The 18,430-nt window shown below is 55.9% G+C and carries 10 protein-coding genes and 1 tRNA gene; 6 read left to right on the forward strand and 5 right to left on the reverse strand.

Going from position 1 to position 18,430, the window contains the following annotated elements:
- Positions 1-34 precede the first annotated feature (34 nt).
- Positions 35-967, forward strand: coding sequence for a hypothetical protein (locus NB063_RS19810; RefSeq protein ID WP_250930500.1), 933 nt, complete (start codon positions 35-37; stop codon positions 965-967).
- A 93-nt stretch (positions 968-1,060) separates the two neighbouring features.
- Here NB063_RS19810 and NB063_RS19815 read toward each other — a convergent pair whose 3' ends face one another.
- Positions 1,061-2,581 (reverse strand): S1C family serine protease, encoded by a 1,521-nt coding sequence (locus tag NB063_RS19815; RefSeq protein WP_250930501.1) that lies wholly within the window; start codon positions 2,579-2,581, stop codon positions 1,061-1,063.
- Positions 2,582-2,941: 360 nt separating this feature from the next.
- Here NB063_RS19815 and NB063_RS19820 point away from each other — a divergent pair.
- Positions 2,942-3,024 (forward strand) — tRNA-Ser (locus NB063_RS19820).
- 180 nt (positions 3,025-3,204) lie between these two features.
- On the opposite strand, the gene NB063_RS19825 is transcribed toward NB063_RS19820, so the two are convergent.
- Positions 3,205-3,393, reverse strand: a complete 189-nt coding sequence (locus NB063_RS19825; protein WP_250930502.1) for a hypothetical protein — start codon at positions 3,391-3,393, stop codon at positions 3,205-3,207.
- Between the two features lie 345 nt (positions 3,394-3,738).
- Here NB063_RS19825 and NB063_RS19830 point away from each other — a divergent pair, with 345 nt between their 5' ends.
- Both NB063_RS19830 and NB063_RS19835 read left to right on the forward strand, forming a co-directional pair.
- A complete protein-coding gene (locus NB063_RS19830) occupies positions 3,739-5,016 on the forward strand; it encodes a DUF1559 domain-containing protein (protein WP_250930503.1) in 1,278 nt (425 codons plus the stop codon).
- A 535-nt stretch (positions 5,017-5,551) separates the two neighbouring features.
- Positions 5,552-7,381: a multiheme c-type cytochrome gene (locus tag NB063_RS19835; RefSeq protein WP_250930504.1), complete on the forward strand. Its 1,830-nt coding sequence runs from the start codon at positions 5,552-5,554 to the stop codon at positions 7,379-7,381.
- Positions 7,382-7,438: 57 nt separating this feature from the next.
- Here the strand turns inward: NB063_RS19835 and NB063_RS19840 are convergent, their stop codons facing one another.
- The 3 genes from NB063_RS19840 to NB063_RS19850 all read right to left on the reverse strand — a co-directional run bounded on the left by NB063_RS19840 (position 7,439) and on the right by NB063_RS19850 (position 13,052).
- On the reverse strand, positions 7,439-11,098 hold the full coding sequence (locus NB063_RS19840; RefSeq protein ID WP_250930505.1) for a DUF1553 domain-containing protein: 3,660 nt from the start codon (positions 11,096-11,098) through the stop codon (positions 7,439-7,441).
- Positions 11,099-11,170: 72 nt separating this feature from the next.
- The gene (locus tag NB063_RS19845; RefSeq protein WP_250930506.1) at positions 11,171-12,625 is read right to left on the reverse strand and encodes a DUF1501 domain-containing protein; all 1,455 of its coding nucleotides are present in this window, start codon (positions 12,623-12,625) and stop codon (positions 11,171-11,173) included.
- Between the two features lie 151 nt (positions 12,626-12,776).
- A complete protein-coding gene (locus NB063_RS19850; RefSeq protein ID WP_250930507.1) occupies positions 12,777-13,052 on the reverse strand; it encodes a hypothetical protein in 276 nt (91 codons plus the stop codon).
- Positions 13,053-13,662: 610 nt separating this feature from the next.
- On the opposite strand from NB063_RS19850, the gene NB063_RS19855 reads away from it, so the two are divergent.
- Positions 13,663-16,875: a PSD1 and planctomycete cytochrome C domain-containing protein gene (locus NB063_RS19855; RefSeq protein ID WP_250930508.1), complete on the forward strand. Its 3,213-nt coding sequence runs from the start codon at positions 13,663-13,665 to the stop codon at positions 16,873-16,875.
- A gap of 21 nt (positions 16,876-16,896) precedes the next feature.
- On the forward strand, positions 16,897-18,390 hold the full coding sequence (locus NB063_RS19860) for a DUF1501 domain-containing protein (RefSeq protein ID WP_250930509.1): 1,494 nt from the start codon (positions 16,897-16,899) through the stop codon (positions 18,388-18,390).
- Positions 18,391-18,430 lie beyond the last annotated feature (40 nt).

Genomic DNA, 18,430 nt, shown 5'->3' on the forward strand with positions numbered 1-18,430 from the left:
GAGCCCACTCGACTGAACGATCGGAAGCATCCCGATGAAGTTAATCACACCTAAATATTCCAACCTGTCCCTGACGATTCGCCGCGCGTCGGACGCGATCTCGCGTGCGTGTGTGGGAGTGGATCGTTTAATAAGGATGCGGATGCATGCTGCCATGCGTGGCTTCGCCGCGTTTGGGATCGCGGCCGCACTTGTTTCGACCGGATGTCAGCAAGCGGGAGGTCCGGGCGGATCGTCCGGCATCGCCCCGATCACGCAATTGCCTGGGCAGACGCCCATCGCTGGACCTACGCTGCCGGCACTCGGGCCGTTTGGTGCGTCGGCTCGGGTTCCGCCTCCGGCGACCGGATCGTATGGCAGTCCGAATGTTTTGGCCGGAAGCACCTACAACAATACGCCCGCCAATTACGCTCCCTCTGGTCTGCAGCAGATGAGCTACAACGATCAAGGCGGAAATCAGATCGCCGTTGCCGGTGGAGTGCCTTCCTCACCATCCGATACGCCCGTCGGATCGGGTTGGATGGAGACGAGCACCAACCAAAACCTCGCAATCAATCCACAGATGGATCTCTCTGGCAGCAACTTGGGGCTCCGGATGGGCGGCATGCCGGTCAATGATCTCACTAACGCTCCGGCACCTCCGGGATATCGTGGTACCGTCGGCTTCAATAACCAATCGGGCCAGTTCAACACGCCGTCCTACCAGCCAGCACCCAGCATCCAAGGCTATCAACCGCAAACGAACCTACCCGGTCAATACCCGGCCACGCAGTTGATGCCTCAGTCGAATTACGGATCGGATGGATTTGCACCGCAGGCATCCAACCCACAGGTTCAGCAATTCAACACGCCGATCATGACCCAACCGATTTCTGGCGGTGGATTGGCGGAATCCGCCCCGGCCGCGAATCAGCCAGCATTCTCTTCGGCGGATCGTCCGGTTCAGTGGCAAACGCCACGTCGATAAAACCGGCCACGTGATGTGTCCGCTGGGCGGGTGACCCGTTCGCCTTCTGCCCAAGAGAAGATGCGACGAAAATACGGCGTCGCAGGGTGTGGGTTAGTTCCGATCGAGTTCAAACGGGCGACTGCCCAAGACGACCGTGACTTGAACGTCAGCGTCGTCACGCCGTACGTCTAAGACGAGCGATGCCCCGGCTCCCGCTTTCCCGACGATCCGCATCAGGTGTCCGACGTCAAGAATCTCGACACCATTGGCCCGCAGCACAACGTCACCGTTAAGCACGCCGGCCACTCCCGCCGGAGAACTGGAGCCCGCGATGCCGGTGATCAGTGCCCCTCGCACGCGAGTGTTTTCGCTGGTCAGCAGATCGTCTGGGACCTCGTCTAAGCTCACCCCGAGATAACCTCTTTGAACGCGTCCGGTCGAGCGGATCGACTCGTAGATTTGCCGCGAGAGATTGCTGGGAATTGAGAAGCTAACGCCTTGGTACGTGTCTCCGACGATTGCCGTATTGATACCGACCAAGGTTCCTTTGGCGTCCACGAGCGGTCCACCACTGTTGCCCGGATTGACGGCCACGTCGCTTTGCATGAAATCCTGATACCGTCCGCTGGCCCCGTATTGCTCACCCGCGCGGACCCAACGATGCTTGCCGCTGAGGATTCCGAACGTGACCGTCCGGTCCAGCCCGAAAGGACTGCCGACCGCCCAAACCGGCGAGCCGACTCGGAGTGAGTCGCTGTCGCCCCACTTTAGCGGCATCAATCGGTCAGCTTCGATTTTTAAGACGGCCAAATCGGTGAGGGAATCCGATCCGATGACTCTCGCGGGCATGCGGCGGCCATCGCCTAGCGTCACGGAGATCGAATCGCCGTCGGCAATGACGTGTCGATTCGTCAGGATATATCCATCTGCGTCCACAACGACACCGCTGCCTTGGTCCGACATGCCGAACATTTCACCGCCGAGCAACCGATGCATCTGTTCGTCATTGGGAGCGGGTTTGCGTTGCACTTCGATATGCACCACGGAAGGGCCGACCCGCGACGTCACCATCTCGTAAGCCCGGCTGAGCGAATCGAGCGAAACGTTTTTTAATCCTTCGCCACCGGTTTCATACTCGGCCCGGAGTTCGCCCCGGTGCCAGGAATAGCGAATTTCTTCGACAATGCGGGGAACGCTGAATCGTGCAATCAGAAGCATCACGATCATCGAAGCGATCAACGTCATGCTTTGAATGATCGGATTGGGGCCTGTTTTGACAGGCGAGATGACGTCTGCCGTGGGGGCCGGTGGGAGAGCCGGTTCATCGGGCAAAGAGGCATCAGCCAAAGGGGCATCGAGCTCCGATTCCGCTAATGACGATTGGCCTCTTTCAACCTGCGCCGCGACGGATGTTTGTTCGACGGGTGGTGCTTCCGGGAACGCCGCGCGGAGCGAATCGGTGGTTTCGGCTGGCGTGATCGGAGGAGGAGTCACGTCGCTTTGCAACCCATCGCACGACACCAAATGGCCTGTGTCCGGAACCGGCATTTTCAAGCGAAATGCGACCAATTCACGTGGTTGCAAAGCTTCATCGCGCGGATTTGGCGGAGTGTCGTCCCGCATGGGTGCCATCCTAAATGAATGAGTTTCGTACCCGTCATGCTAGGGCTTTTCATACCCGAGACATGAATCGGACCACCCCGGCCCGGCCACTCGATTGTAGCGAAACGCAAACGCGCTGCGACAAAAAACTCACTTTTTCGTGGTTGTGGCCCCGATAAATTGCGGGTTAAAGCGGTTTTACGCCGCCTTGGCGAGACCGCCGCGCGAGACGCTGTTTTATTGCAGGCCTTTTTGGGCAAGTCTCGTTTCACACTCGCGGGCGGTTGCGAAAATCGGAGAGTTAGAGCAAAATGACGACTGTCCAAGGGAAACGTCACCGTTCCCATGGACCTGACCGGGTATGGCTGCTGTGCCAACCAGGTCGAACCGGGAGGATAAGCGAATTGGTGAGCGGCCTCACTGGAACTGAGGTACCCCGTAAGGGGCTGCGAGTTCGAGTCTCGTGTCCTCCGCTCTGAATGAAAAAAGCCCCGTCGAACTAAGTCCGACGGGGCTTTTTTCGTCTCATGGCGGAAGCGGGTGGCTGATTCAGCTTCCATTCGAATCGGCCAAATCGCGAAGCGTGGACGCTAAGTCCGCGACGCCGGTTAATGAAAATGCCGCCGCTTCCAGTCGTACGCTGCGGCTGATCTCTACTTGCCCGCCATCGCTTTGGCTTCCGCTTCCTGCCGGGCTTGGTCCTTGGCGTACTGCGCCTTGAAGTCAGCAATTTCTTGTTCGCTCGCTCCGTCGTAAGCGTTCTGTGGGCTCGAATCGCCACAGCCCGGGAGTGCGGAGCACATCGCCATACCTAGACACAAAAAACACATAAAACGTTTCATTTCGCCGTTCTCCTGCAAATAAGGGATTGATTGACTTGTGTTATTGTTATACAATATGGTTTAGCAGGGAAGTCGAAACTGCGGATTTGGTGTCGTCTTGTCACAAGTTTTCCAGATCGCAGGTGCCGCTTAGGTTTGCCGGAATCACAAGCTCGCGTGAATCGTCCTTCACCGCGACACGTGCTTTTGGACGGGCAGCTGACGTGGACTCTGGCTTTTCGAAGAGTGGAGATCCCAACAGGAAAGCCGCTGGAAGTTTTACGAGTAAGTGTTGGGGACAATTTGGGAACTCTCCCAACTGTCCGGTTTGTTGTTCTTCAGTTTTATAGGATCGGAAATTTAAAGATGATTAAGAGTCAAAAAGCTCGCGGTTTCACGCTTGTGGAACTTTTGGTCGTGATCGCCATCATTGGCGTTCTCGTTGGTTTGTTGCTGCCGGCCGTGCAGGCTGCTCGCGAAGCCGCTCGCCGAATGAGTTGCAGCAACAACTTCAAACAACTCGGTCTGGCCGTCCACAACTATCACAGTGCCTACAACGCACTGCCCAAGCACGGCACAGGAACGTATCTCCCACGTTGGAGTTTTGGTGGGCATAACGATGAAAACAAGTCTCAATTGAGCATGCTGGTCGGCCTTCTGCCGTTCATGGAACAACAGGCTGTCTGGGAACAGATTGTCAACCCACTGCAGAACACGAGCGGTTCGGGACCGAATCCTTGGTACGCCATGGGACCAACCCCCCAAAACATCGGCTATGGGCCTTGGATGACCAACATCCCTGCGTTGCGTTGCCCGAGTGATCCAGGAACCGGGCTGCCCGCGATGGGACGGACCAACTACGCCGCTTGTTTGGGTGACAGTGCCTATTGTCAGATGGTAGGGCCCAAGAGCCACGTTTTAACTGATATTCAGGGGTACTCAGAACGTTCACGCGCGGCCGACCGGGGTGTTTACGTGACTCGGTATCAAACAAAGTTCCGCGATGTTCTCGACGGACTTGCTAACACCGTGATGATGGGTGAAATCGCGACGGACCTCGGCGACCGTGACACTCGTACCGATGCAAAGTTCTTGACCGTCGGCATTGGCGTTCCAACGACTGCCTCCACGCTCGGTGGCAACCCGTCGCTATGCCAAGCCGGTACCGATCCGAACCGTCCGCAATTCTGGGCGACGGCAACGGATAACTTGGGCAAGACGAGTTCGACCATGGGACGTGGTTACAAATGGGCCTCGGCTCTGCCGCTTTATACGGGGATGACAACCATCCTGCCGCCCAACTCCGCAGTTTGTGCGTCGACGACTCGTTACATCCACGGCAATACCGCTGCCGCCAGTAACATTCCAAGCGCGGGCCTTATCACGGCTGCTGACGGCGACCAAGGTACCGGTGTCTTCGGCCCGAGTAGTCGGCACCAAGGCGGGGTTCATGTTCTGATGGGTGACGGAGCGGTTAAGTTCATCACCGATTCGATCGAGGCTGGCAACAGCCAAGCTCAGATGGTGAGTTGGGAAGGTGTTGCCGGTCCGCCATCGTCGACTGCCGGTTCGAAGAGCCCATACGGTTTATGGGGAGCACTCGGAACTCGCGCTTCGAAGGAAACGATCGAAGCAGAATTCTAACGGCACGGCGCCGCTGTCCACGCACGGCGGGGCTTTCCACGTAGCTCGGGCTCTCCGAGACCGAGAATGTCGGACCTGGTCTGCACTCGGTGCTCCTGAACGGCTCGACTACGTGAAAGGCGAAAACTCCGATCATCCACCGGGAGGTGTGCGGTTGAGCTGAGTTGATCACCTCTTCGTTTATCACCCACGTCGGACAGTCATTTCATCGACTCGGGCCCTTTTACGGGGCCCGAGTTTTTTTGTTGGAACGGGCCAATCTCGTTTCCGCTTCGAAGCTTCGGCGTTCATCTGAGTTCGCTACATTGGCTTACCGTGACGTTTCTGCCTCGTACTATCTTTGTCTTCTCGTTTTCAGAAAGTGGGACAGTTGGCAACACAACGGCGACTCCGCGAAAGTAACACACAAGCAACACCTTTAACTCCCCCGAAAAGTCTTCAGTCGTTGCGTTGGTGGCTTTTGCCCCTGGGTGTTGTAGCGGTTTTGTTGGCCTGGTTTTGGAGCTGGCATAAGGCGCAGGACCAAAGAGATTCCATGGCTGCTCTAAGCGGTTGGCAATCTGAGATCACACCGGTGACCCAGTGGGATGATCAACCAGAGTCTGCGTTCGTTCCGCCCACAGGTGACCAATCCGACTTGGGGTACGTCGGGACGCAAGCATGTCGTCGCTGTCATCCATCACAGTATGAGTCTTATACCGAGACCGCTCATTGGCGATCTTGTCAGCCAACCGAACCAGCCAACGAGGCTGAGAACGCGACGTTTGTCCACGAGGCTTCGTCGAGCCGATACGAGATCTATCGCAGTTCCGGATCGCTATATCATCGCGAGACTCTACTCGGCAATCAGCGGCAAACGCTCGCGGTCACGCAGTTGCCGGTGAAATTAACGATCGGTTCGGGAACACACGCCCGCACGTATCTGTGTGAATCCAACGGAAAGTTTTTGGAGTCACCGATCTCATGGTACCGCTCCGCGGGTTGGGATCTTTCGCCCGGTTACGATACGGCGATCCATCCCTCGTTCTCACGTCTCGCGAGTGACGATTGTTTGTTCTGTCACGTGGGCATGGTGGAACGTTCGGTAGCGAATGATCGAGCGGTGAAAATCGTGGAGCATTCCATCAGTTGTGAACGTTGTCATGGGCCGGGGCGATCGCACGCGCAGATCCATGACGCCGATGAGTCTGGCCGCGACGAGCAGGCTGAACAACTGATTGATTCGCTGGTCCACCCCGGTGAATTGTCCCGAGATCGTAGCGAGGCGATCTGTCAGCAGTGTCATTTACAGGGAGCAGCGTACGCGACTGCTGCTGACAAACGACTCTGGGATTTCGTGCCGGGCGAATCGCTCGCAGTCGTTCGCACGGACTTTCAGTTTTCTAGCAACGATGAATTCAAAGTCGCCGGCCATGTGGAACAGTTGCACAAAAGTGCGTGTTACCAAGGTTCCGAAACCCTCACGTGCATCACATGTCATGACCCACATCACGAACCACCTCAAGGCAGCCGTGTTGATTACTTTCGCCAGAAATGCGTTCAGTGCCATGCGTCGGATTCATGCGGAGTGGAGCATGATCAACGCCAGCGGACAAATCACAATGACTGTTCCGATTGTCACATGCCTCGTCGCAAAACCGACGTCACGCACGCGGCGCTTCATCAGCATGAGATCGGTGTCTACGCATCGGATTCCACTTCGCTTTCGAATACTACGAGCTCCGTGGATAGTGGGCCGCGAAAGGAATCCGATACCAAGCTCGCGCCGTTGCTCGCGTGGGACGGACTTTCAAAACCCGAGCAAGAACGACGTCTTATCTTAGCGGTGCACTATGCGGTGACATCCGGAACCCCGGTGGATCGGCTGGCGGATCAAGTGCCATGGTCGATCCGCGAGGCGTACAACAGGATCCAATCAGGTTCGTCTGATCCCGCGATCGAGGCTGCGTTTGCACGAAATGCGATGACGCTGGGTGAAGCAAGAACCGCCGTTGGGTTGGCACGAAGACTCGTCACGGAAACAAATCCAGGCAGCCGCGAGAACAACGAGGCCCGAGACATTTTGGGAGAGTACGCGCTACAGACGCAGGACAATGCGGCTGCGTTGGAGCAATATCGAACGCTATCGAAAGTGCGTCACGACGCAAACGATTGGTACCTCTTGGGAATGTGCGAACGCAACGCAGGGAACGAGGCTTCCGCGATCGAAGCATTCCGCCGAAGCCTCGCGATCCGCCCAGATTTAATCCCTGCCCACGTCGCGTTGGAAGAGATGTTGATGGTCGAACATCCTGAGCTTGCAAACCTCCACCGCAACGTCCGCCAAGCACTTCAGGCCCTGCGTCCGCCAGTGAATACTCGTTAGGGTTCACGTCGCCGGACCGGTACCCGCGTCGCGTTTCAGCTTCGCGAGCGATCGAGCCTAATACCGCGTGATGGTTTCGTGCAGGTTGAGGATTACGCGGCAGACTTGTGACCATGCGGCGAGTTGATCGGGCTCCGCTGATGTGCTGTTCGTTAGTCCGATTTGCATGAACGCGGATGCGTCCTCGGGATGTTCACGAAAATACACCAATTGGCGATCAAACAAGCCACGCAGCGATTCGGTTTCTTCAGGATTGGCGTTTCTCGCGACAGCTCTCACAAATGCGGCATCTAAAATCGCTTCAAAGGAAGCGTCCGGATTCTCCTTGAGCAGGTTCTTCGCCATCACGTGGGAGGCTTCCACAAAGGTGGGATCGTTGAGCAAGGTCAATGCCTGTTGAGGGCTGTTCGAAGGGGAGCGATCGGCTGTGCATTCATCGCGAGAAGGTCCATCAAAGTTGACCAGCATCGGGTGCAAGAATGTACGTTGCCAATGCATGTAAACGCCTCGGCGATATTGGCGTGCGTCGTTGGACGCGGTGTAACCCCGATTAGGGAATTGCAGGTTGGAGTAATGCCCATCGGGCTGGTACGGGAAAACGCTCGGGCCACCGATGTAGCTCTGATTGAGAATCCCCGCGATCGCTAGAGCATTGTCGCGAATCGCTTCGGCTTCGAGTCGACGTGGAGACGCTTGGGCGAGCAAGCGGTTGTAGGGATCTATCTCGACCAATTCGGCTCGCCGCGTGACGGCTTGGCGATACGTGCGGCTGGTGACCATCATCCGCACGATGTGCTTGACATCCCAACCGCTGATCACGAATTCGCTCGCCAAGCGATCGAGCAGCAACGGATGACTTGGCCATTCACCTTGGCTGCCGAGGTCGTCGAGTTTGCTCGACAAACCGGTGCCGAAGAATTGTTTCCAGGTTCGGTTGACGAAATGCCGCGGGACGAGCGGATTGGTCGGTGAAGTCAGCCACTTCGCAAGGTCAGTGCGGTTCAGGCGTCGACCACTCGGTGCGTCGCCAGAGGGAAGAAAGTGCGGAAACGCGGGCGGGGCGAGTTCACCGGTTTCGTCTTGCCAGTTCCCACGAGGCAACACGCGGCTGACCGGGAATTGGTCTTCCGGAATCGTTTGCGTCACTAACGTCATGGCCATGGCTGAGTGGCGATCCAAGATCTCGTTTCGAAAACGTTGGACTTCGCTGTTTTGTTGTTTGGCCGGTTTCGTTGAACGATGAAAAGCACTCGAAAGAGTTGCCAAGTCGCGGTCGCTCCGATTCTCTGAGTCTTTTGCTAGCGATGCGGTGAGCTCAGCGGAGGCGGCGTTCCATCCCGCAATCGCATCGCCGAGCGGCGTCACCGAAAGTCGAACGCGGCCGACGTCGGTGCTCGTGAGCCGGATGACGAGTTGCTGATCGTCAGACAACTCGAGCGGTTGGTCGAAGTGATAGACCGCGGTATGGGTGAGCTGGTTTTCGGTCGTCGGCAATTGCCAGCGAGACGGGCCGCTGCGCCAAACGTCACCGAGTGTTCGAGGTGGATGACCGTTGCTGAATTGCGACGGATCTTCGCGATCGGCTTCGCCCCATGCAACCTTCAAAAAGCTTTTCGGGTGAACCATCACCTCCGCAGGGATTTTGACATGCGTGGATGGCTTCGGCGTTGCCGGAGTTTCTGTTTGAAGTTCGTTGCGGTCCTTGTCGAGCAAAATCAACCGAAATCCGTCGAGTCGATTTTGCAGTTTGCTGTCGGTGCGGTTCCAGACGACGACGGATTCGACGGATTGCTCGCTGCCAAGATCGACTTCCCACCACGGGTTGCGTCCGTTCAAACTGGTATGCGTTACCGAGTTGGCTTTGTAGTAGTCGCCTTCGGTATTCCCGTCGATGGCCAGCGATGCGGCTCCGGATTTGTAATGAGTCGACTGAGTTGCCGTTCCCTGCAGGGCGACATTGATGGGTTGTCCCTCCTCATCTTTTTCGCTTGAAAAGATCTGTACCTCGGCGAGGGACAGGATTTTCTTACCGTTCAGTTCGATGCGAACGTAGCGGGGACGATTCGGACGCATTGTCGGGCCGTCGTCTTTGTTGATCACGCGGGCAGAAAAGCCGAGAGAAAAACGCCCGTCATTTCCTCGTCCCACGTTGCCATCGTTTTGCTCGTCGGGCAGGACTTCAACTCTCACCGAGTTGATCCTGGTCGATGTGGTCGGTCGAGTTGTGATTGAGATCGTTTCCTCTTTGGCGGGTTTGCCCGTCAGCAGGAGGCTGCCGTCGTCGAGCACTTCGCATAACGTTCCTGCTGAAGTCTCACTGGCGATGATCGTGGTCGGAACCCATCCGTCAGGGTGCTCGTCCAGTGTTTTCTTGAGCGATTGTTCCCAGGCTTGATAATCTTCGGTTTGAAGCGTTTTCTGGCCGAGATCAGCAAAGAGGATGTCATCGCGTTGGCGGATCAGGGATTCGATTTCGCGTTTGAGTGAAGGCGACTCGACACGCATTTCTGGCGGGAACGGATAGTTGTTGTTAAATCCTTTGAGGTCCTTGTTTGGCGAGTAACCGTAGTCGGAGTAGACGCCCCATTGACGAATGTCGTCAAAGAACGCTCCGAGCGAATAGAAGTCTTTCGCCGAGAACGGGTCGTATTTGTGGTTATGGCATTCGCAACACGCGAGCGTCGAGCCGAGCCACGCGGTGCCGATCATGCGAACGCGGTCGGCTTTGTACTTGGCCAAGTATTCACCCGGCTGCGCACCGCCTTCGCGCGTGATCATGTTCAAACGCAGCAATCCGGTCGCGATCAAATCCTCGGTCGTTGGGTTGGGTTGGAGGTCACCTGCCAACTGCTGCATCGTAAATTCGTCGAACGGTTTGTTCTCGTTGAACGCGTTGATGACGTAGTCGCGGTACGGGAAAATTCGCATGTTCTGGTCACCGTGAAAGCCGACGGTGTCTGCAAATCGCACGATGTCGAGCCAGGAACTGGCCATGCGTTCGCCGAAGTGAGGCGACGCGAGCAACCGGTCGACTTGGCGTTCGTAGGCCTCGGGAGACGAATCGTAGAGAAACGCTGCGAGTTCTTCCGGGGTTGGCGGAATACCGATCAGATCAAGACTGAGTCTGCGAAGCAATGTCGCTTTGTCGGCGAGCGGTGAGGGTTCGATGGATTCGGTTTCGAGACGCGAAAGGATGAACGCATCGATATCGTTTTTGATTTTCTCGCGATGTTTTGCAACATCCGGGAGTGCGGGTTGCGTCAGAGGGGCGTACGCCCAATGTTGTTCGTATTCGGCGCCCTGTTCGATCCACTTCGCGAAGAGTGCTTTCTCATAACTGGTCAGGTGGTGCCGGAAGTCTTCGGGCGGCATCTGTTCGCCATCACCAATGCCCATGATGCGTTTGTAGACCTCCGAGGACTCTAAGTCGCCCGGCACGATCCCTCGTTCTTCGTCGTCTGAATCCAACGGACCGGTTGCCGCCTCAAAAGAGTCGAGTCGAAAGGCACTTTCGTTCTCGTCTTCGTCGGGGCCGTGACAGGTGAAGCATGTGTTCGACATGATCGGTCGAATGTGTGCGTTGAACATCACGCGTTCGGGCAACCTCTCGGGAATGGACGTCGAGATGAGTTGCTCCGATTTGGGGGCGTCGGCGTTGATCGAAGCAACGCCAAACGCCAACCAAACAACGAGAGCGATCAAGGAGATGCGGTGCATGGAATTTTGGACATGAATGCGGAGGGAAACGGAATCAGATAACGGCTGCTTGGGGACGGTCTCAACGCCGTCTTAGGAAATGATGTCGTGCAGCACGTGGGCTGGTTCAACGCCGGTGAGTTTCAAGTCGAGGCCTTGGAACCGTGCGGTCAATTTTTCGTGATCGACTCCGAAAAGATGCAGCAACGTGGCGTGGAGCGAACGGACGGGAACTTCGTTTTCGACGGCTGCATAACCGAGTTCGTCGGAACTGCCGTACGTCATTCCTCCTTTAACGCCACCTCCCGCCATCCAAACGCTAAACGCGTTGATATGGTGATCTCGACCGGTACCTTGTGCCATCGGCGTGCGTCCAAATTCACCTCCCCACAACACTAAGGTGTCTTCGAGAAGTCCGCGATCCTTGAGGTCTTTTAGCAATGCCGCAGTGGGGCGATCGGTGTCCAATGCGGATTGCGTAAAGCCGCTTTCCAAATCTCTGTGGTGATCCCAACCGCGATGGTACAACTGGACAAAACGCACGCCTCGTTCGAGCAATCGTCGGGCGAGCAGACAGTTCGACGCGTATGATCCATCACCCGGGCGTTTGACGCCATAGTTTTCGAGCGTTTCTTTACTCTCGGTGCTCATGTCGGCGAGTTCGGGAACCGCCGATTGCATCTTGAACGCCATCTCGTACTGCGCGATTCGCGTTTCGATTTCGGGGTCAATCACCTCTCTCGCCAACATCCCGTTGAGCCGCTGAACTTCGTCAATGACCTGACGCTGCGTCGATTGGCAGATGCCGTCTGGATTGCCAATGTAATGCACCGGAGCTCCGGATGATTGAAACGCAACGCCTTGGAATTTGCTAGGCAAGATCCCCGCACTCCACTGCCTCGCCGAAACGGGTTGAGCGCCGGGACCGGATGAAGTCATGACGACATAACCGGGCAGGTTTTCCGTTTCGGCGCCGAGTCCGTAGAGCATCCATGAGCCCATGCAAGGTCGTCCCTTGATGATCGATCCGGTGTTCATGAACGCATGAGCGGTGTCGTGATTGATCTGTTCGGTCGTCATGCTGCGAATCACGCAGAGGTCGTCAGCATGCGCTCCCGTCAATGGGAACATTTCGGACATCTCGATACCCGACTCGCCCCACTTCCTGAATTTGGCGAACGACTTTCGAGCGATCAGTTTGGCGCCTTGCAATTGTGCGAGTTGCTGGCCCGCGGTAAACGACTCGGGGAATGGTTCTCCGTCGAGTCGATCGAGTTCGGGTTTCGGGTCGAGCGATTCAATGTGCGAGGGACCACCCGCCATGCACAAGTGAACGATGCGTTTCGCCTTCGGCGCAAAATGTGGGATTCCTGGAAGGGGCGGCCAAGGGGCGTCGCTCGGGGGGATTTCGCCTGCGGAGAGCGATGTTTTTCCTTCGAGCAGCGACGCCAGTGCAAAGGTACCAATGCCGGCAAATGACTTCGATAGGAACGTACGACGTGCCCAATCCGTGCGGAGACGATCTAGCTCGTGGGGTGCCTGATTCATTGTGGGGGGACTCTGCGAAGGTGGGATTTGGAGGCGGGGCGATGACAAGGTCTGATGTATTCGTTTGCTGAGCGGACTTCTATCTTAGCCGTTTGTGAGAGGTGGGTTGCGAAATGTTTGTCTCGGTTCAGCCCTCGATTTCGAAGTCTTTTCAATATTGACGCGACCGCAACGCGTTGGCCGGATCATCACTGAAGTCGACGCCGAACACACCGCTCCATAGAGCGATTTGTTGGTAGGCATGGTTTGACGTCGCGATCGATGTATGAGGGTACTGGCATCGGTAAAGCACCCGCAGTCTCCGATGGTTAACAGGCCCAGCGAAGATCGGTTTGGGAGATGATTCGGCGATAAAGCGTTTCTCATCGTCGGTTGGTTCGTAGTAGCCCAGCAGGACATTGCGTTTGGCGGGCCAGTCAAAATTCACCGACTGATTGGGGGTTTCCCAACGCCTCACGCCGAATTGCCAAAGCGGACTTTCTATAGAGTCCTCTGCGCGCAGCTGAGTTGAGGGTCCGAGCCCAATGATCAAAAGGAACAATGGCAACAAGATGCCAACGACGCCCACGATCGCGGCGTGGGGGCATTTTTCAGAATATTTCACTGAACCGAAACCGATAGGAGGGGGAGGTGGCGCGTGGCCGGCGGGAGATTCAAAGATGATTGAATCGTGTTGATGATAATCAAACCCGTTCGACAGACGAACACAATCAAGTCGACGGTTATGAGTAATTGTCAGTGTTGGAGTGAATGACAAACGAACGTGAATGCTGATCCTTCTGATTTGGCTTCATTCGAGAAAGCGTTAACTCTAGGTTAGTGAAGTTGATACAACGTATTCAAGTCATGATCAGTCAGTGTGACCTCTTTCGTTTCTTCACAAGGCATGATGATCGAGTACACTGACTTTCACTCGCAGCGAACCTGAACTTCGAAACCGACGGGATCGGTTTTGCGGAGCAGTCTCAAACATCAAAGTCCATGGATTTTGTCTCCCTGCGAATCCCACCTTCGTTTCCTCTTCACAGGAATTCTCCGTGTTTGATCGAACCATTCGATTCTCCGGAAAGAGATTGCGATCCGTTTTAGCTGTGGTCGCTCTGGTAGCATCGCCGGACTTGGCGTGGTGTCAAACGACGAGCGACAAACAAACTCAATCTATCGACTTTAGTGATTTGGTCAGCCCGATCCTTTCGGACAAGTGCTTCCATTGCCATGGTCCTGATGCTGAAAATCAGGAGTCGGGATTTCGCGCTGATACTCAAGAAAATTTGTTTGCCGATCTAGGTGGATACTTTGCCGTGGTGCCTGGGAATTTGGCCGACAGTGAGTTGCATACACGGATTCACAGTACCGATCCCGATGATCAGATGCCCCCGCCGGACAGCAATCGTTCGTTGACTGAGCAAGAGAAACAAATTCTCGATGCTTGGATCGAACAGGGGGCACCGTACGAAGGTCACTGGGCATTCGACGTTCCCACGCGTCCGCTGGTCCCGGTTGCTGCAATGGATGCGAAACGAGGTCAGACCGGATGGAGCAATGAAACGGTCGATCGCTGGTCGGCTAATCCGATCGATGGTTTCATTGCCGAACGGTTAATTGAGGAAGGGCTGGCCCCGTCACCGCCGGCCGATTATTTGACGCAACTTCGACGGGCGTCATTAACCTTGACCGGGATGCTGCCGCCGCAGGAGTTGCAAGACAAGGTTGCCACCAACCCGAGCGAGGAGAGTTATTTCTCCGCGGTCGATTCACTGCTCGACTCGATGGCATATGCCGAACGCCAATCACTGCGTTGGCTTGATGCGGGGCGATACGCGGACACGGATGGTTACCAAAACGACAGCGAGCGGACGAATTGGCCGTGGCGTGATTGGGTGACGCGTGCGTTTCATGACAACATGCCGTTTGATCAATTCACGATCGAGCAGATCGCGGGCGATATGCTGCCCGACGCCACCGACTCCCAGCGACTCGCGACCACCTTCAGTCGCAATCACCGGCAAAACAATGAAGGTGGAGCGTTGGCTGAGGAGTTTTTTGTTGAGAATGTGATCGACCGTGTGGAGACAACCTCGACGGTGTTTTTGGGGTTAACGTTCGGATGTGCCCGTTGTCACGATCACAAATACGATCCGCTCAGCCAGAAGGAGTTCTTTCAGCTCTATGGTTATTTCAACAACATCGGTGAGCGTGGGATCGGACGGGGGATTGATGCGATGCCAACACTCACGGTCACTTCGCCACTGACGCCCGTGACGCAGGAAATGATGGATGGATACCGCGACGCCGAGTCTCAACTCGCCAAGGCGAAATCGGGAATGAAGGCTCGCATGAAAACGTGGATGGCGGAGGTGAAAAAGAACTCTGCCGAGCAACAGTCGTATCAATGGGTGAATGCCGAGATCGAGAACGCTTTGCTGAAAGGTGATGGAGAGTTGACGCTGAGCGACGATACGGTCGAGTACATCGGCGCGGATGCTCAGGACGTCACGTACGAAGTCACCATCCGCCCCAACGGTGGGGAGGTTTCGGTTGCCGCAGGCGAATCCGGTGCAACAAAAGGTGAATCCAGCGACGCTATCGCTGCGATTCGAATTCAAGCGTTCGCCGATGCGAAGTTTTCGAAACCGACCCGGTTTTCGACGAGCGTGAACGGGAATTTTGTGCTGACGGATTTGCGTTGTTTTAGTGGCGATCGTGAGATCCAATTTGCGAACGCTTTTGCGAGCTACGAACAAAATCGTTATCCGGCCGCCAATGTGATCGATGACAATCCGACGAGTGGATGGGCTGTGCATGGAAGCCATGCTGACACGGTGGAGTTGACGTTGGAGCTGGAGACTCCACTGGATCGTTCCGAAATTGATTTGCTGCAACTCAAGATGAGCTTTGGTAGCAACTATGCCGACCACTCGATCGGAAAGTTTGTAGTGCAAACGAGTGGAGAGGTGCAGACGGATCCCGTGTTACCCGCGGTAGCGAATCCGGCGATTGCGAAACTGTTGAGCAAATCCGAAAAAGAGTGGTCAGGGAAGGATCGCAAGAAAGTCGAAGCGTTCTACGAAAAGATCGACGAGTCTGTCGTTGCCGCGGCGGAAGAATTGGCGAAGGCGAAGCGAGCGATTCGCGCGGCCGGAGGCGAGCCAACTCGCGTGATGGTGATGCACGAGAGAGAAGGTGAACCGGCGGCGACGCACTTGCTGATGCGCGGCCAGTACGATGCACCTGACACGTCCGAAAAACTCACCCGGGGAGTTCCCGCCGCGTTATTGCCGTCGGCTGATGCAGAGCAACCGGCGGATCGTTTGGATTTGTCGAGGTGGCTCACTTCGAGGGAAAACCCGCTTACCGCGCGGGTTACGGTGAACCGATTTTGGCAAGACCATTTCGGCATCGGGCTGGTGAAGACGGTCGAGGATTTTGGGTTGCAGGGTGAAACGCCGTCGCATCCGAAGTTGCTCGATTGGTTGGCTGTTGAGTTCATCGAATCGGGGTGGAACGTCAAGGCGATGCACCGTTTGATCGTGACGAGTGCCGCTTATCGTCAATCGTCACGGAGGACTCGTGAGCTGGATGAAATTGATCCTGATAACCGACTGCTCGCCCGCGGTCCGCGTTACCGCGTGGACGGGTTTACGATTCGAGACGTGGCGCTGCAATCGAGCGGGCTGCTCGATGCCAAGCCGGGCGGCCCGAGCGTGAAACCGTATCAACCTGCTGGGTTGTGGGAGTCACTCGCCGCGAATGCGGGGCAGCGTTACACGCTTGGCAAGGGTAATGAACTGTATCGCAAGAGCATGTACTCGTATTGGAAGCGAGCCGTTAATCCGCCTCGTCAAATCATCTTTGATGCGGGAGGCCGGGAAGTTTGTAACGTGCGTCTGCGTCGAACCAACACGCCGCTGCAAGCGTTGGTCTTGATGAACGATCCGACGTTTATCGAGGCGGCTCGGCAACTCGCCCAGTCGGTGCTGGAACTACCCGAACTCAGTGATGAGCAACGGGTCGCCGCCCTTTACGAACAGGCGATCGCGATGCCCGTGTCAGAGTCCGTCCACGCGATATTGATGGGTAATCTCAGCTACTTCCGTGTCCACTTTGCTGAACGTCCTGACGATGCGACCAAGCTGTTGTCGATCGGACAGTCCAAACGTAACGAACAGTTGTCGGCGATCGAGCATGCGGCGTTCACCGCCACGGCTCACTTAGTTTTGAATCTCGATGAATTTATCTCGGTACAGTAACTCTTTTTTAGGTAAATCAGAATGAGCTTTAACGATCTGCCCTCAGAAAGCCGGTTGCTGCAGACACGACGTCATTTTTTTGGACGGTCGGCGACGGGAGTGGGAATGGCGGCGCTCGCCTCGATGCTCGGTCGTGAATCGATCGCCGCGCCCGCGTCCAATGCATCGGGAAACGGAACGATTCCTGCGCCGAACGGTGTGCTGCAGGAGTACCATCATCCGCCCAAAGCGAAACGGATTATCTATTTGTTTCAAAGCGGTGCCCCATCGCAACAGGAGCTGTTTGACCACAAGCCGGCGTTGGCGGCGAACGAAGGAAAAGAGCTGCGTGATTTCGTTGACATGAATCAACGTGTGACCGGCATGACGGCGGGACAAAGCAAGTTCCCGCTGGCCGGGGCACGATGGAAGTTCGATCACTTTGGCGAATCGGGGATTGAATTGTGCGGCGAATTGATCCCCAACATGGCGACGCTGGCGGACGATATGTGTCTGATTCGGTCGATGCATACGGAGGCGATCAACCATGATCCGGCGATCACGTTTTTCCAAACCGGGCATCAACTCGCGGGCCGACCGAGTATCGGATCGTGGATGCACTACGGTCTCGGTTCGCTCAACGAGAACTTGCCCAGCTTTATCGCGATGGTATCTCGGGGGACGGGCCGTCCCAATTGCCAACCGCTGTACGATCGTTTGTGGGGCAGTGGTTTTTTGCCGTCGACGTATTCGGGTGTGAAACTGATGAGTGTCGGTGATCCGGTGCTGTACCTGAGTAATCCCGAAGGGTTTGATGCCACCGCGCGTCGGCGCATGCTCGATGACCTTGCCAAATTAAACGAAGACAAACTCGACGAATTTGGCGATCCCGAAATTCACACCCGGATCCAACAATACGAACTCGCTTACCGGATGCAAACGTCGGTTCCCGAGCTGACTGATTTCTCAGATGAGCCACAGCACGTGCTCGATAGCTACGGCCCCGATGTGCTCAAACGTGGCACTTACGCGTACAACTGTTTACTTGCTCGTCGGTTAGCCGAACGCGATGTGCGGTTTATTCAGTTGTTTCACATGGGTTGGGATCAGCACTTTACGATGCCGCGTCAACTGCCGGGGCAATGTCGTGATACGGATCAAGCCAGTACGGCGTTGGTGAATGATCTGAAACAGCGGGGGCTACTCGATGACACGTTGGTTGTTTGGGGAGGCGAGTTCGGTCGCACGTCTTATTGTCAGGGCACGTTGAATGCGGAAACGTACGGCCGTGACCATCACCCACGTTGTTTCTCGATGTGGATGGCGGGAGCGGGAGTGAAACCTGGAATGACATACGGGGCAACCGATGAAGTGTGCTACAACATCACCGAGAATCCGATGCATCTCCACGATCTTCATGCAACGATCATGCACCTGATGGGAATCGATCACGAGCGATTGACGTTCCGCTATCAGGGGCGTTACTTCCGTCTGACGGATGTGCACGGCCATGTGGTGCATGACATTCTGAGTTAAGCAGGTACATAGAAGTAATTCGGTATAACGACAATTCCGC

Source organism: Aporhodopirellula aestuarii, assembly GCF_023701485.1.
GTDB lineage: Bacteria > Planctomycetota > Planctomycetia > Pirellulales > Pirellulaceae > Rhodopirellula > Rhodopirellula aestuarii.

Coding starts and splice junctions, on each gene's coding strand:
- NB063_RS19810 (WP_250930500.1), top strand. CDS start 35: ATGAAGTTAATCACACCTAAATATTCCAACCTGTCCCTGACGATTCGC.
- NB063_RS19815 (WP_250930501.1), bottom strand. CDS start 2,581: ATGGCACCCATGCGGGACGACACTCCGCCAAATCCGCGCGATGAAGCT.
- NB063_RS19825 (WP_250930502.1), bottom strand. CDS start 3,393: ATGAAACGTTTTATGTGTTTTTTGTGTCTAGGTATGGCGATGTGCTCC.
- NB063_RS19830 (WP_250930503.1), top strand. CDS start 3,739: ATGATTAAGAGTCAAAAAGCTCGCGGTTTCACGCTTGTGGAACTTTTG.
- NB063_RS19835 (WP_250930504.1), top strand. CDS start 5,552: ATGGCTGCTCTAAGCGGTTGGCAATCTGAGATCACACCGGTGACCCAG.
- NB063_RS19840 (WP_250930505.1), bottom strand. CDS start 11,098: ATGCACCGCATCTCCTTGATCGCTCTCGTTGTTTGGTTGGCGTTTGGC.
- NB063_RS19845 (WP_250930506.1), bottom strand. CDS start 12,625: ATGAATCAGGCACCCCACGAGCTAGATCGTCTCCGCACGGATTGGGCA.
- NB063_RS19860 (WP_250930509.1), top strand. CDS start 16,897: ATGAGCTTTAACGATCTGCCCTCAGAAAGCCGGTTGCTGCAGACACGA.